This is a genomic window from Bacillus sp. AFS017336, assembly GCF_002555445.1.
In the GTDB taxonomy this organism is placed as follows: Bacteria; Bacillota; Bacilli; order Bacillales; family Bacillaceae_G; genus Gottfriedia.
The window spans coordinates 1-16,221 of the sequence record NZ_NUCO01000030.1 but is presented as its reverse complement, the minus strand read 5'-3'; the positions used below and the strand labels follow the sequence as shown (position 1 = coordinate 16,221).

Here is a 16,221-nt window from a genome sequence, read left to right as displayed (position 1 = left end):
GATTATAAGCCTAACTCACTTTTAATTGTTTCTAATGTTGCATTTTTATATTTCTTTTTTGGAGTTGGTGCATTTTGTACTGATGGATTTTGTTGTAAATAGTTTTTCTCTACGAATGCGAAATCTTTTGCGTCTACTGTTCCATCAAAGTTGATATCTGCACTGCGTTTGTTTGTTCCCCAGTATGTTTGAACGTAAAGCGCATCTTGAATATCGATTACATTGTCTTGGTTTACATCTCCAGCTATCAATTTAGCATTGATTGTTGAATATGCTTTTCCATATAACTCACCTTTGTATTCAAATCCAAATTTATTCGTTACTTTTGTAATAAAGTGTCCTGGAACATTTACTTCAAAAGTAAATGCATCCTTGTTTAATGGAAGCGGCTCAATATTATAACGTCCTCCATTAGCGATTAATTTAGTAGCATCTAAGATATATTCGCCATTTGTTACTTTCATAGTTGCTCCTACTTTTGTCCAGTCACGATATCCCGTATATGATCCATCTTCAACAAGATAGCCTTCTGGAATAATATTTCCTTGTACACGGTTAAATTTTGATTTTAATTGGAATCGTTTACCAGCATTTAATAGCTTCACTGCTTTTCCATCAGCACCTACAATATTAGCAGATGGGTTAATATAACCTACTGGGTAAAATAGTTGATCTTGCACTTTTACCTTTACATTTACCACTTCTGTGCGGTCAAATACCATTGATTTATTAAATGTTACTTTAACTTGGTTACCATTTACTTGAATGCTTGCCTTATCCTTAAATTTATTTGTTAAAGAAGCCTCTACAAGATTAACATAAGGGATACCTGCCGCTTGTGCATCATCAAAATTCCAAGTCGCTTCTTTTACACCTTGTAAGTTATCTAATACTAGAGATGCAGTTAGTATATCTCCAGATCTAGCTAACTCTACATTATGTTTAGCGTATGAAACAGGCGTTCCTTCTTTAACAAAGTAATATTCTTTCCAATTAGCTTGGTTTCCAGCTGCATCATATCCAATTAAGTTAAACGAAAGAGCTTGAGTATTTTCATCCATTTGTACTTCATCGCTCCATTTGCCGTTCTCGTCCATATGGATTGGGCCATAAGGAACCGGTATACCATACGTATAAACTGCAAAATTCGATGTTTCGTCAATATTCATACCAGCCTTCTGCATATCTTTTAAAGCTGCATCTTTAACTTCCATTTCAATAGGAACTGTTTTTTGTCCTGGCTTGTATTCAACGAAAGGTGATTCACTATCTAATGAACTTTTCACCTTTGGTGTGTCAATATCAATGAAAACATCTTTTGTTTTTATTTGCTGTTTCCCACCCGGTAAAGTAGTGATCAGTTTTAGTTTGTAATGGCCTGGTTCAGCAATACTCACCTCTGAAGAAATAGGCAGTTTTTTATCCCCTGTAAACTTGTAATACGACCCATTAAACGCTTGAAGGAAATAATCTACATCTGTAGAAGCTCCTTGCAAATTAAGTGTACCAATAAGTCCTAGATCTTCATTGGTATTTGCGTTTTGTAATACAACATCTAGCGTATTAACAGCTGAGCCTAAATTGTATTTTAACAATGCTGATGCTGTGCGAAAGCCATCAGAACCATGGTTATAAGCACTAGGTGAGATAGCAGGTGTTACTATATCAAGCGTGTCAAAACCTTCATCTGATTTCTTAAAACTAAATGGTATACGGTATTGCTCTGTTTTATCTGCACTGTTTGTAATTAAAACATACCCTTCATAAAAGCCTTTTTTAGCTGTTGAAGGTACTGTTAATGTTGCTTTTATTGTTTTAGCTGAGTTTGGATTAATTTTAATCGAATCACCCATATCTAAAACTACACCGTTCTCTTGTAATCCGTTTGTTCCTTGTGCGTTATCTACCACTTTGACATCAAAAGTTTTCTTTTTATTACTGTTATTTGTAAACTCAATATCTTTCTTAACTTTTAGTTGTGAAGCCGTTTTAACTACCTGTTTTCCGAAACTTAACCCACCTGTTTCATTCTCTGCCTTTAATAGTTTTTCGCCGACCGGGATTAATGTTTCATCCTGTACTTTTACTTCTGTGTCGGTGTGAAGTGCTTGATATGGATCAACACGACCCGCTCCAACTTCAAATACACTATAGTCGCCATTTAGAGGGTCAGCTGTGTTCATTAAGATTGATTTAACATCTGCTGGCTCAAGGTTTGGATTTTCTCCTATTAATAATGCCGCCACCCCAGCTGCAAATGGTGATGCCATAGATGTTCCATCCATTCTTTGGTATGCATATCGATAGTCTTCTGGTGTAACATGATTTGCAATATAAGAAGGAACCGTAGAAAGAACACTCACGCCAGGTGCTGTAATCTCAGGCTTCATTTGGTAGTTTCCATTAACCGGACCTCTTGAGCTGAAGTCTGCTAAATGATCACCTTCTGTTAACTTTTCTTTCAAGTTCGTAAACGTGAAAGTTGTATTTCCGCCCGCAATTTTTTCTTTTAACTCTTCTCCTGCTTTCTTTGTCATAGAGAATGCAGGTATATATTCCATTGATTCACCTAAGTTATATCCAACATGTCCGTCCACATTGTTGTACATAATAACTGCCTCTGCTCCGCTTTGCTTTGCAAACTTTACTTTGTCTACTAGAGCAAAGTTTCCACGTTGAACGAATGCAATTTTTCCAGCAACATTTTTATTTTTGTAGTCATCTAAAGTCCCTAGCCCAACATCTACTAGATCAAGAGATTTTCCTTCTAAACTATTAAAGTTATCGGCGAAGCTTCTAGCCATACTAACAAGATCAGTCGACCAGCCGTCAGCTATTTTCCCATCAAATGTTGTAATTGAAGTTGGGACATCACTTGCGCCAACTGTTAAAGCAAATGCTGCTGTACCCGGTGAACCTAAAGTATAAGCATTTGGCCCACTGTTTCCTGCAGAAACTACCGCCGTTACGCCATTTAGTACCGCATAGTTTATTGCTGTGCTCGTTGGATAATACGGATCGTTGATAGCAGCACCTAATGAAAGGTTAATGACATCCATGCCATCTTGAACTGCTTTATCTATCCCTGCAATAACATTTTCAGAAGATCCACTTCCATAAGGACCAAGCACACGATACATATATAGATCCGCATCTGGTGCAACACCTTCTACTGATACTCCATTTTTACCTTTATTTTGTCCTACAATTGTGCCCGATACATGTGTGCCATGCTCTGTATAGTAAGAGCTACTACCATTACTTTCTGGTTGATTTGATGTCTGCCAGTCCTTGTATGTAGCTTCCATTGGATCATTATCATTATCTACAAAATCATATCCGCCTTTGAAAGCTTCTTTTAAATCAGGGTGGTTATAGTCGATACCTGTATCTAATACCCCAACTTTAACGCCTTTACCTGTTACTCCTTCTTTATGTAGCTTGTCCACATTTAAATATGGGATACTGTCAACAGATGTAGTTGTTTTATCTGAAACATCAGTTGGAACATTCTCTTTAACAGGATTTACATTAAAGGTAATATCCTTATAAATCGTTTTAACCGCATCAGATTTTAATAACCCCTTCACTTCATTAGCAGGGAGTGTTATAGCTGCACCGTTAAATGCTGTTTTATAAGTTTTTGTAATGACAGGTGCATTTTTCTTATCCTTAACCTTTACAAACTTTCCTACATCTTCTTTAAAAACTTTGTGTTCTTTGTCTACTTGTGCTTTTGCTGATTCTTTTGTTAATGACTTTCCATCAACTGCTGCTTCTAATACTGCGACATTGCTTGGATCTGAATTAAACTGAACAATTACAGAGATGTCTTTATCAGAATTCAGATCATTTTCACTGAAACCTTGAAGTCCATCCTGATCATTTAATTCTAATTGCTTTAATGCTTCCCTTTGTTCTGGTGAAATTGATGATAATATCTCTTCTGCTTTAGAAGTTGCCGCTTTTGCCGTTAAATATGACTTTGCACTAAAAGGTGATATAAGCAGACTTGTAGAAAGGGCAAGTACCGCTGAGTGCTTTACCAATGTTTTTGCCTTCATAAACTTCATCCCCCATTTTTCTCTATATAATTTAAAAATTCTTATAATTTAAATAGTAATCTTATTTGTAAAAAAAGCCTATTGTGTTATTTCCAATCGAAATTTAGGTTATTTTGTAGGATTTTTTTACTAAAAAGCATTGAAATTTGAAAGAAAGTTTCATTAAATATAAAAAAAGCAGGAAATTATACGTAAATATTTGTGTTATTTTTATTTTAAAATGAAAGTATTTGACTTTACGAAATTCTAGTTATAATTGAAATAATGGGTTTATTAGAGTCTTTGAACTTTCTAGTTTCTTAGATTTGCGTAATTCGTATTGCGTGAATGTGGTCTTACAATAACGCAAAGAAGCATCAGAGTTTATCAACTGGGATTAGAAAAGGAGAGAACATATGCTTGAAGGAGAAATCATTAAATTTTACCGCAAAAAAGCGGGGTTGACTCAAGAAGAATTAGGTAAAGACATTTGTACTGCCACTCATGTGAGCAGAATTGAAAGAGGAGAAACTCGATATTCTGAAGAAATTATCCAATTGTTCTCTCAACGTCTTCAGATTGACATAAGGAATGAAATTATTACTGTTCAAAATATTGAAATGAAGCTTCAAAAATGGCACAACGCAATCATATTAGAGCGAATGAGAGATGTCATAAACATAAAAGAAGAATTAGAAAACATTCACTATATAAAAGCTTCCAACTATGCAATCTATTATCAACTTTTATTAATTCGTTATTTTATTTTATGTAAAAACATAGATAAAGCAGATCGCCTGATTAAACGAATCGAAAAAGATTCTCCCCCAATGACTAGTTATGAAAAAAACTTATATCATCACGTCAAAGGCATATACTATTTAGCCCAATATACTCGTTTAGAAAATGTGAATAGACAAATTGCATTACAGGAATTAAAGAAGGTCAATATAGAGGAATATGGAAATAAAGAATATTACTATCATCTAGGATCAGCCTATCATTGGACCCAGTCAAAAGTTATGGCATATTTCTATGGTGAAAAAGCCTTTAGATTCTTTAATAAAACAAATAATTACGCAAGAGCAATTTTGGCTGAATCATTGATGCTAGTACAATTAAAAGACAGTACACAGCTAGATTTTGAAGAAATTGTAAAAAGGTACGAGAGCTTAATTGAGCATAGTGAAGCACTAGGTCTCCTAGATAAAAGAGGTATGATCTTACATAATTTAGGTTTAATGTATTTTTGGAAGCAAGACTATAAAAATGCACATATTTTTTATAAAGAGTCAGTTGAAGAAGCTGATAAACAATCACTACCTTATTTAAATCGTTTGTATAACTATTTAGATAATGCAGAAGAAGGAAAGCTTTTATCAACAAAAGAGTTGCTAGAACAAGCATTAGAAGGACTCGCTCTTTCAGAAAAAGCTACAAATGATTTATATAAGATTCTCTTTAACCTTCTAATTTTACGATTTAACAAAGATTTCGATGAATATTATAGGTACTTGGAGCAAACTGCATTTCCATTTTTTAAAAGTCACCATCATGTAACGCATTTAACTAAATATGCAAAATTACTTTATAACTATTATGTTACTACTAAGCAATATGAGAAAGCAGTGCAAACTGGGGATATGTTTGTTAATGGCCGTTAGTATAAGACATGAAAATGAAAAAGGACCGATTCAATAAACGAATTGGTCCTTTTTTAGCCCCAAATGATTAATAAAAAATTAAATCAATGTACAAGTAAGTCTCTCTCTAATTGATTGTACTCATCTATAATTAAATGAATTAGCTCTTTATATTCTGATAATTCAGAATATTTAACGAGCAACTCTTCCACAGTATGGTTCTGAAGAAAACTTTGTAGTTCAATTGCTTCGTTATCATCTTTATTTTTATAGAATAGTGCAGTTGCAATAGCTTTAACTAAATATTTAGGTGTTATGCCAAATTCCATTAACTCCCTCAACGGTTTAATAAAACGATCATTTGCTCCTAATTTACGAATTGGAGAACGTGCAACTCGGGACACTTCATCAGATATATATTCATTTTCAAATCTTGCTATAATTTTTTGGATATATGTATTGTGTTCAACTGGATCAAAATTATATTTTTTAACTAATAGCTTCCCAGTCTCATCTAATACTGAGCTAACGATATTTCTAATATTTTTATCAGAAATAGCTTCTTTAATCGTTTCGTATCCATAAAAATTTCCTAGATAAGCTGTCGCTGCATGGCCAGTATTTACTGTAAATAGTTTTCTTTCAATATATGGAAGCAAATCATCTACATATGTTACCCCATTAATTACTGGAACTTCTCCAATCATTTTTGATTGGTCAATCACCCATTCATAAAATGGTTCAACTGCTACCAACAATTTATCTTCATGACTTTGAATCGGTACGATGCGATCTACCGCTGCATCCGGAAAACTGACTGACTGTTCAGTTTTTTTCTGTTGGGATAATGTCATATTTAAGTACACTTCATCTCTCAAAAATGTACTTCCACCAATCATATTTTCACATGCTATAATATTTAGCGCTTTATCTGAACTCTCAACTCGTTCTATTATTCCATCTGCAATTAGCTTTGCTATTTTTGGAAGAATTGTCGGGCCTACTGCTGTTGTTACAAGGTCGGCTTGTGCAATTACTTTTGCTACTTCTTGAGGGTCTTTCAAACTATTAATTCCTCTTACATTCGTTATTCTTGTTTTTTCTTGAGTACGATCTGCTAGCATGACAGAATATGTTTTTTTATCATTTAACTCATTAATCATCTCTTCATTTACATCAACGAAGCAAATCTCATATCCTGCCTTATGCAATAATTGTCCAATAAAACCTCTACCAATATTTCCAGCGCCAAAGTGTACAGCTAACATCTACTCCACCTCACTAAACATTGAAATTAGTTCCTCTTTTGATGTGGCAGCGACCAATTTATGTACATTTTCTTCCTCTGAACAAAGGATTGCAATTTGAGATAATAAATCCAGATGTTCATTGTCTTTTCCTGCAATACCGAATACTACCTTTACAATATTTCCATTCCCAAAATCTACTCCATTAGGAATTTGAAGAATCGATATACCAGATGAAATAACTTCTTGCTTTGATTCTTCTGTTCCGTGCGGAATTGCAATAAAGTTCCCCATGTAAGTAGTTAAAGACTCTTCTCTTTCAATCATTTTCTCGATGTAATTTTCTTTTACATAACCGTTCTTAACTAAAACACTTCCTGCTAATCGAATAGCCTCTTCTTTTGTTTTTGCCTCTACATTTAATAAAATATTTTCTGTTGGTAAAACTGTTTGAATCATTATTAATCCCTCAATTCTTAAATCTTTTCTGTAAATTTTCGTATAATGCATAACTGAGTTTTTTATAAACATCTGTATAGTTATTAGAAGCGAAAATCTTCATCGATTCTTCATCTTCAATAATTGTTGAGCTAATCGTGCTTAGTACTTCTAATTGACCTAGCTGTATATCAACTGGTGCAAGTAATAATAATGCTGCCTCAATTTTAACTGTTGATTGATCCATCGCTTTTACTACCATTGGTTCATGAAGTTGAAACGATAAAAATACAGGCTTTACAACATATTCTGAACGACAGTGATATAACGCTACATTTGTACCAGGTATCCCTAAACCGCCCTTCTTTTCCCTTTCCAAAAGTTGATTTGATACTTCGAAATAGTCACCAATCAACCCCCTTAAGTTGGCTTGTTTACAAACTTCCAATAGTAAAATTGATGAAGTTGGAATAAATGATAAAGAAATCGTCTCGAATGTATCCAAAATATGTAGCACGGTCTCTGTAAATTGGTGAACGATCTCCATATTTTGTTTAATTGATTCAGGCGTTTCCAGTGTTATTTCCTTTTGAACGGTTTTACTATGGAGCTTTCTTAATAGCGTCGCTTCTGTCGTTAAGGAATTGCGCTTTATTTCTTCACGAATTTGTTCAGCCTCTTCCTTTGTTAACAAAGGATTTACTGTAAAATATTTTTGTGAGAAGCCTGGCATATCAACAGTTGATAAAATAATATCGTAATTTTCAAAGTGAATATTTTTTAAGTTTGCTAAAGACGATACTTCAATTTCAGTAATCTCTTTTATCTCTTTTTTGATTCGACTTGCTAACATTTTAGAAGAGCCAATGCCACTTGAACATAATACAAGTGCCGTTATTTCTTTACTGTTATCATAGATTACGTGTGATGAACCAAAATGCAGCACAAGATAAGCGACTTCCTCAATCGGAAAAACAACTGATGGAAAGGCAATTTTCAATCCATTTTGAATGATCTTAAATAGCACTGGATAGTTATCTTGAATTTGGCTTGTTAATGGGTTATTTACATCTAGTTTTTTTTGAATTCGATAAATTGCTGGTTCAATATGTGTAATTAACCCTTCAAATAATGCATGATCTTCATCAAAATTTATATCAAGTTCCTCAGATACATAGTTGATTAACTTTTTTGAGCCAGCAATAATTTCGGTACTACTTTCTTCTAGCCAATCATTTTTCTCCTGGCGTTGTCTTGCACCCAATAAGTGCATCGTAATATACCCTTTTTCTGCATCTGGGATCTTAACTTTAAACACTTCTTCTAATTCATTTACGATCTGACCTGCTATATGAAATTCCTTAGAAGTTCCTAGCTCTTCAAGTACTACCTGATTAATCTGTATGACCTCACCCTGAATAATTCTTTCGATTGCCAAAGAAAGATGAATTGTAAAAGTCATAAATGCACTATCAGCTAAAGAGTATGGTAACTGTTGTTCATTATCCCGAATTATTTTTCCTATTATAGTTAACTTCTCGAGCTTTATTATTTCTAACAACCCATCTGAGAATCTATTCCTTGTCTCGCGCTCATTTTCCATTACAGACAAAAACTCATATTCATTTAATTGTTGTGCAATCAGGTGCCCTAATGCCTTTCTCTTTTTCCTTTCAGAACCAAGCAAAGCAATACCGTACCCTTTTTTTCTGATCAGTTCTAAATCAAAGTCCTTTAGCCACTCTTCAACTTTATTTAAGTCGTTACTAACTGTAGCAACCGTAACATGTAGCTCATTTGCCAGAGAGCTTAATTTAATAGATTCCGGCTCTTTCAATAAGGAACAGAGAATTAACTCTTGTCTTTCTTTTTGAGTAAACTCTTGCCCACTTTTTAATATTGCTATTTGAAGCTCGTTTTTTTGCTCAGGTGACCCTTCGATATACATCCCGACACCTGATACCTTTTTAAATAAAAGATGATGAGCTTTAACAATACCTTCGACCCCTTTAAGCTCTCGTTGCACGGTTCGACTACTTACATTTAAGTGCACTGCAATTTCTTGAGCATTCATTCCGTTTGGATGATCTAACAACAAAGTAATGATTTCTCTTTCTCTAGCTGATATATACATGTATACCTCTTTTAAAATTTATTATTATTTTAATAAAGAGTTCACTAATTCATCATACTTCGGACTATTTAAGAAGTTTTCTACTGAGATATGAATTGCATTTGGCACTTTTGCTTTTGCTCGATCAGTTAAATCTTTATGTGTTATGACAACATCTACATCATTTGGTAGATTATTAATTGCTACATTAGTAACCTCTAAATCTATTCCCGCTGTTTTTACCTTTTTGCGCATTATTGATGCTCCCATGGCACTTGATCCCATACCCGCATCACAAGCAAATATAATTTTTGTCACTTCTTTACTAATACCAAGAGAACTAGCTACTTCTTTTTCAGTCTGTAATAGACTAGCCACTTTACTTTCTTTTCCTTTTAAATCTTGCGTTTTTTGAGCAGCTTTTTCTAAATCTTCGTCTGATGCCACAGATTTTGATGATTTTAAAACGACTGCTGAAATAATAAATGAAACAGCTGTTGCTACTAATACTCCCGCAAGTATTGGTAAGTATCCTCCTTTTGGTGCCATTGCTAAAATCGCGATAATACTACCTGGAGAAGCTGCTGCTACAAGTCCTGCTCCTAAAACATTAAAAGTAAATGTTCCGGCAACACCACCTGCAATAACTGATAAAATTAATAAAGGTCTCATTAAGATATAAGGGAAATAAATCTCATGAATCCCGCCCAAGAAGTGAATAATAACTGCTCCTGGTGCTGTTTGTTTAGCCGTTCCTTTTCCGAAAATTGTATATGCTAATAAAACGCCTAAGCCCGGTCCTGGGTTAGCTTCTAATAAAAATAAAAGTGATTTTCCTGCAGATTTTGCTTGTTCAAGACCAATTGGACTTAAAATCCCGTGGTTAATTGCATTATTTAAAAATAAAATTTTAGCTGGCTCAATAAATATGTTTGCTAATGGAATGACATTTGCCTTTACCATCATATCTACGCCGTTTGCTAATACTTCAGTTAAAGTTGATACAACCGGATTAACACCAATTAAACCAATAATTGCTAAAATTGCTCCGATTATACCCGCAGAGAAATTATTAACTAACATCTCAAATCCTGATTTAACTTTTCCTTGTATAGCTTGGTCAAATTTCTTTATGGCCAAACCGCCAAGTGGCCCCATAATCATAGCCCCTAAAAACATTGGCATTTCAGCACCTACAATTACACCCATTGTTGCAATCGCTCCAACTACGCCGCCTCGAATATCATGTACCATTCTTCCACCGGTAAAACCAATTAACAATGGTAGTAAGTATGTAATCATTGGGCTTACTAAAACTGCTAGCTTTGCATTAGGAATCCATCCAGTAGGTATAAATAATGCCGTTATTAATCCCCATGCTATAAACGCACCAATGTTTGGCATAACCATTCCGCTTAGGAAACTACCAAACCGTTGTATTTTTACTTTTATTTTACTATTTTTACTTGTATTCAAATTTTTACCTCCCTCGTAAACCTTGTATCTAAATGATAAAACGCTTACAGTACCAATACAATGAAATGAATATTCGTATTTGTCACAAACTAAAGTGACAAAATTTAAAAGAAGAAAATTCGCACTGTTCTTATTTCCTTCTTTTAATAGAATGATAGATTTCACATTTCCGAGCAATAGGTCTCACATCACGGTTGTACACACGACATATTGCCCATGTATTTTTCACTATATAATACTCACACTTCAGTCGAAATCCCAAAAATAAAACAAATAAAAAAGGAACATATTCTCAGTTAGAATATGTTCCTTCTTATTTGTCTGTTTAAAAATTATCCAACCTGGCCACTATATTTAGATTCCTCTTCCGGGAATAAGAATCCTAACTCATGGTGCTCACCTTCATAAACGGAAGATTGAGCAATACGCATTTCAGAATTATAATCAATTACTTCTAATTTACAGTACGCGCGATTAATTTGAAGTGCTTCATAAAATTCATTAACGGTTGACACATTTTTTCCATTTACCTTTGTAATGCTTTCACCAACTAGTATTTTCATTTTGTCAGCGACAGAGTTTGGTAAAATTCCTAATACAGTAAGGCCCGTTGATTTCGTTGTGAAGTATGATGGTGTATTAGTATCTCGATTTCTATGAAAATAACTGATTGCTTCTCTTCCTACTACTGCGATTGCAGCAGCAATAAAAGCTACAAATCCAATAAAATAACTTAAGATTCCACCAATGCATACTAAGATCGCTAAAGAAACTATTCGCTTACCTACTAACTTAATTGAATCCTTTGGTAGCATTCCTTGAATTAATTGGTAAAACCCAATCCCAAATGGTACGCAAATAATAGAATAGCTACTATCGCCTAAAGAAAGTGTAGGCCACCATGAATAATCACTTACAATTGGTCCACTTGGTATTAATAAAAATAAAGGAATCATCCATAATTTATTTGACTGATGTGCCCCTACTCTTTTTCCTCGTTTACTCTCAATAAATAAAGGCGTTGTATGCTTTGCCGCATTTCGCTGAACTAATATTCCTTCAGCCAATAGCATTAAACCAAGTAAAATAATGATAGCAGGAAGCATTGCACTCATATCACTAGGAACAAACTTATGTAAAAATGGTAAAGATCCCTGTCCTCTATTTAATAAAGGTAGCGCAACTAATGCTAGTCCAAAAATATTAGCTGGTGACATCCATCTAAATTGCAACAATAGCGCACAAATAATCGTTAGCACACTCAATAAATAAACCATTTCAATTGGAATACTTATTCCGGCCCCTAACGTAATAACCGAGAGAATTACTCCAATAAATAACCCAGACCATATTGAAGTCTTCCACTCGAATGTTACATTAAAATTTCGGACTGAAAAATGCTTACGTTCACGCTTTACACGAATATTGCCACATATAATTGATGCGATAAAGAATATATAAGTAAATGGATTTAAAAATAATTTACCTAATCCAACTAAGAGTTCAGAGACTAAATTTGACCACATAACATTCACCACCTTCTTTTATTAATAGATTGATATACTTATGTTATCGGTTTATTGATGTTTTTTCAAAGAGAATATGTTTTAAAACAATAAAAAAAAGCACACTTCTTCTCAAAGTGTACTTTCGACATTAAAAACTAAAACTCCTGCATGGTTTGTAATTTCGAATCTATTTCCCGGGAATTATGTCAAAAGAGGACGAACTGCTAAAAATATTCTGCTTTTCAAAACCAGTTTATCTACACAACAAAAGGACGAATTAATATTCGTCCTTTGTCTGTTATTTTTACTTAGCTACCATATCTAAAGCTTTTTCTAATTGTAGATCATTCTTTTCATCTTTAATTTTATCAATTAATGATGCCTCAAGTTTATCTGAAGTTAAAGGATCGATTTTACCATTGACTGTAATACCAGCAGCTCCTTGGAAGTCCTTAACAGCAGTTTCTGTTTGCTTGCTGAAGTAACCATCCTTACGTCCTGGGTCATATCCTAAACCTTTTAACATAATTTGAGCTTGCTTAATATTCTCATCATTGTCATCAAATTTAAATGTTTTCTTTTTATCAATCGGTGTTGCGTAGAAATAATCAGGCTGTTTCACCGCAACATCTGGTTTAATACCTTTTTTATGAATCCAAGTACCATCTGGAGTTAACCATTTAAATTGAGTTAGCTTAATGTTACTGCCATCCTTGAAATCTAATGTTGATTGAACAGTACCTTTACCATATGATTTTTGACCAATTAATTCATAATGTCCTGCTTCACTTAATGCTGCCGCAAGAATCTCAGCTGCTGATGCACTACCATTATCAATTAATACATCAATTGGATATGGTTTCGCTTTTGTTAATTTAGTATAGTACTTCTCACGTTGGCCATCTCGATTTTCTACTTGTAAATATGGTTCATTTTTTACAACTAATTCTTCTAATACACCTTCAACAGCTTGTAAGTAACCACCAGGATTTCCACGCACGTCAATTGTTAGGCCTTGAATATCCTGATTCTCTAATTTTTTCAATTCTTTCTTAAACTCATCAGCTGTTTTTTCATTAAATGAAGTGATATGAATATATCCGATTTTTTCATTGTTTACATCTTTAACTGAACTAAATACTGTATACATTGGAATATCGTCACGTTTAATTGTAAATTTAATTGGATCTGCAACTCCTGGACGTTTCACTTCAATCGTTACATTAGTTCCCTTTTTACCACGGATTTTTAAGACTGCATCATATTGAGATAAACCTTTTACACTTTTACCGTCAACACTTAAAATTTCATCTTTTGGTTTCAGACCAGCCTTTTCTGCAGGTGAGTTTTTAATTGGAGATACGATAATTAACTTGTCTCCATCTTTAGAAACCTCTGCTCCAATTCCTTGGAAAGATGAACCTAAAGATTCGTGGAATTGTTTAGCTGTTCTCCCATCCATATAAGTCGAGAATGGATCATCTAAAGTTGTCACCATTCCTTGAATTGCTCCTTCAGTTAATTTATCCGGATCAATTTTTTTCACATATTGGTTCGCTATTATTTCGTAAGCTTTTTGTATTTTAGCTATATTTTGATCTTCAGAAGCTTTTACTTCTTTACTCTCTGATAATTTCGAAACGATCGTACTTGTGCCATCACCAAATCCAAATGTACCTACACCCATACCAACAACAAATGTTGCTGTTGCAAGTAGGGCCGTTGTTTTACGATTCATACAGAACCTCCTATTTTTCGTTCCTTTTAGAACGTTCCAATCTATTAAATAGTGTATGTATTGAAAAAGCATCACACAGACGTGCGATGCCATTTCTGTTCTATTATATGATAAGCCTGTATCACTTATGTTTGCAAGTAGAACACGATTTAATAAATTTTTATTAGAAGAGTTTAATTTATTTTGGAAGATGTTGCAAGTATGGAGTTAAATCAATTCCTAAGTTATTTGCAAGTTTCTCACCTAAATTTGCGTCAGCACGATAGAAGTTACAAACTGCACGAAGCTTAATTTTTTCATCTACGTCTGCCATATCAGCGCTAATATTTTTAATAACAGCATCCTGCTCTGCTTTACTATATCTATTCCATACTTCCCCTGCATGACCAAAGTCATTCGTTTTTTCGATTTTCTTACGCTCAGAAACACCGTTTAATGGCTGAGCCACTTCTACATAATTCGTATCCTCTTTTGGCGTATCTGAGTAGCTATTTGGCTCAAAGTTAATTTGATGGGTTTGCTGACCAATTGGCATATGACCATCGCGTTGGCCATTCGCTACTTTCGCAAAAGGACAGTTAATAGGAAGCTGCATATAATTTGCTCCAATTCGATATCTTTGTGTATCTGAATATGAGAATAGTCTTCCTTGCAGCAACTTATCCTCAGAAGGTAGCATACCGGGAACTAGTACACCAGGATTAAACCCAACCGATTCTGTTTCAGCAAATATGTTTTCTGGGTTTCTATTTAAGATCATCGTTCCAACAAATTGACGAGGAATCACATCTTCAAACCAATCTTTTGTAGGATCTAATGGATCAAAATCGAAATCATCCATATCTGCTGGATTTAATACTTGAACATATAAGTCCCATTCTGGGAAATCTCCATTTTCAATTGAATCATATAAATCACGGCTCGCATGGTTAAAATCTTTACCTTGAACTTCACTAGCTTCTTCCATTGAAAGATTTTCAATCCCCTGCTTTGGTACCCAACGAAGTTTTATATATACGGTATTCCCGTATTCGTTTACCCACTTATATGCATGAACACTTGAACCTCTCATTTGACGGTAGTTCGCTGGAATACCTTCATCAGAAAATACATGTAATAACATATTTGTTGACTCAGGCGTTAGTGACATAAAATCCCAATATCGGTTAGGTGTTTGTAAATTTGTTCTTGGATCTGGCTTCAACGAATGAACCATATCAGGGAATTTCATTGCATCACGAATAAAGAATATTGGTAGATTATTACCGACAAAGTCATAGTTTCCATCTTCAGTATAGAATTTCACAGCAAACCCTCGAGGGTCACGTAGTGTTTCAGGAGAATGCATTCCATGAATAACTGTTGAGAAACGAGCAAATACCGGTGTTTCCGTACCAGCATCTTGTAGAAATTTAGCTTTCGTGTATTTTTTCATACTATTTTTAGTGATGAAAACACCATGTGCTCCAGCTCCACGCGCATGTACAACACGTTCAGGTACTCTTTCACGATCAAAATGAGCTAGCTTTTCAATTAATTGATAATCCTCTAATAAAGTTGGACCTCTACGCCCTGCCGTAAGTGAATTTTGATTATCTCCAATAGGAACACCTTGATTTGTTGTTAAACGGTTATTTGTCATATCATTTCTCCTTAATTAGAATTATTATTAATTAGTAATAACTATATAATAAGTTACTTTTAAATGAAAATCAATATTAAATTATAATAATTATAAACTAGGAATATTTTAACTAAATTGGACTTTTTATTATCAATGTAAAAGTAATATGCTATTTTAATAGATTCGTTGTAAAAAGCTGATGGATGTGTCATTTTTTTAAGCATTGAAAGGGATGAAGATGCCGTTCTAACATGTAAGCGTAATAGCCATATAGAGAAATAAACTTTTAAGTTGGGGCTAATTTATTTGTTTTTTTTATTTAATAGAGGTTTTTGATGAAAACTACTTAACTTTTTTAAAAACTAGCGAATTTTTAAGTTAGTCTAAAAAG

At 33.9% G+C, this 16,221-nt stretch carries 9 protein-coding genes; 1 reads left to right on the top strand and 8 read right to left on the bottom strand.

What is annotated here, in order from left to right; genetic code table 11:
- Positions 1-2 precede the first annotated feature (2 nt).
- Entirely contained in the window at positions 3-4,064 is a 4,062-nt protein-coding gene (locus CN601_RS17675) for a S8 family serine peptidase (protein WP_098171798.1), read from the bottom strand.
- A gap of 395 nt (positions 4,065-4,459) precedes the next feature.
- Between CN601_RS17675 and CN601_RS17670 the strand changes: the two genes are divergently transcribed.
- Positions 4,460-5,707 carry a helix-turn-helix domain-containing protein gene (locus CN601_RS17670; protein WP_098118809.1) on the top strand — a complete coding sequence of 416 codons (1,248 nt, stop codon included), beginning with the start codon at positions 4,460-4,462 and terminating at the stop codon, positions 5,705-5,707.
- Positions 5,708-5,790: 83 nt separating this feature from the next.
- Here CN601_RS17670 and CN601_RS17665 read toward each other — a convergent pair whose 3' ends face one another.
- From CN601_RS17665 to CN601_RS17635, 7 genes are all read right to left on the bottom strand, one after another.
- The gene (locus CN601_RS17665) at positions 5,791-6,954 is read right to left on the bottom strand and encodes a mannitol-1-phosphate 5-dehydrogenase (RefSeq protein ID WP_098171797.1); all 1,164 of its coding nucleotides are present in this window, start codon (positions 6,952-6,954) and stop codon (positions 5,791-5,793) included.
- Positions 6,955-7,392 (bottom strand): PTS mannitol transporter subunit IIA, encoded by a 438-nt coding sequence (locus tag CN601_RS17660; protein ID WP_098119112.1) that lies wholly within the window; start codon positions 7,390-7,392, stop codon positions 6,955-6,957.
- Between the two features lie 10 nt (positions 7,393-7,402).
- Entirely contained in the window at positions 7,403-9,505 is a 2,103-nt protein-coding gene (locus CN601_RS17655) for a BglG family transcription antiterminator (protein ID WP_098171796.1), read from the bottom strand.
- Between the two features lie 24 nt (positions 9,506-9,529).
- Positions 9,530-10,960 carry a PTS mannitol transporter subunit IIBC gene (locus tag CN601_RS17650; RefSeq protein ID WP_098118812.1) on the bottom strand — a complete coding sequence of 477 codons (1,431 nt, stop codon included), beginning with the start codon at positions 10,958-10,960 and terminating at the stop codon, positions 9,530-9,532.
- 332 nt (positions 10,961-11,292) lie between these two features.
- Positions 11,293-12,486, bottom strand: coding sequence for a PDZ domain-containing protein (locus CN601_RS17645; protein WP_098118813.1), 1,194 nt, complete (start codon positions 12,484-12,486; stop codon positions 11,293-11,295).
- 286 nt (positions 12,487-12,772) lie between these two features.
- Positions 12,773-14,206: a S41 family peptidase gene (locus CN601_RS17640; RefSeq protein WP_098171795.1), complete on the bottom strand. Its 1,434-nt coding sequence runs from the start codon at positions 14,204-14,206 to the stop codon at positions 12,773-12,775.
- Between the two features lie 178 nt (positions 14,207-14,384).
- On the bottom strand, positions 14,385-15,848 hold the full coding sequence (locus CN601_RS17635) for a catalase (protein ID WP_098171794.1): 1,464 nt from the start codon (positions 15,846-15,848) through the stop codon (positions 14,385-14,387).
- Positions 15,849-16,221: the final 373 nt, after the last annotated feature.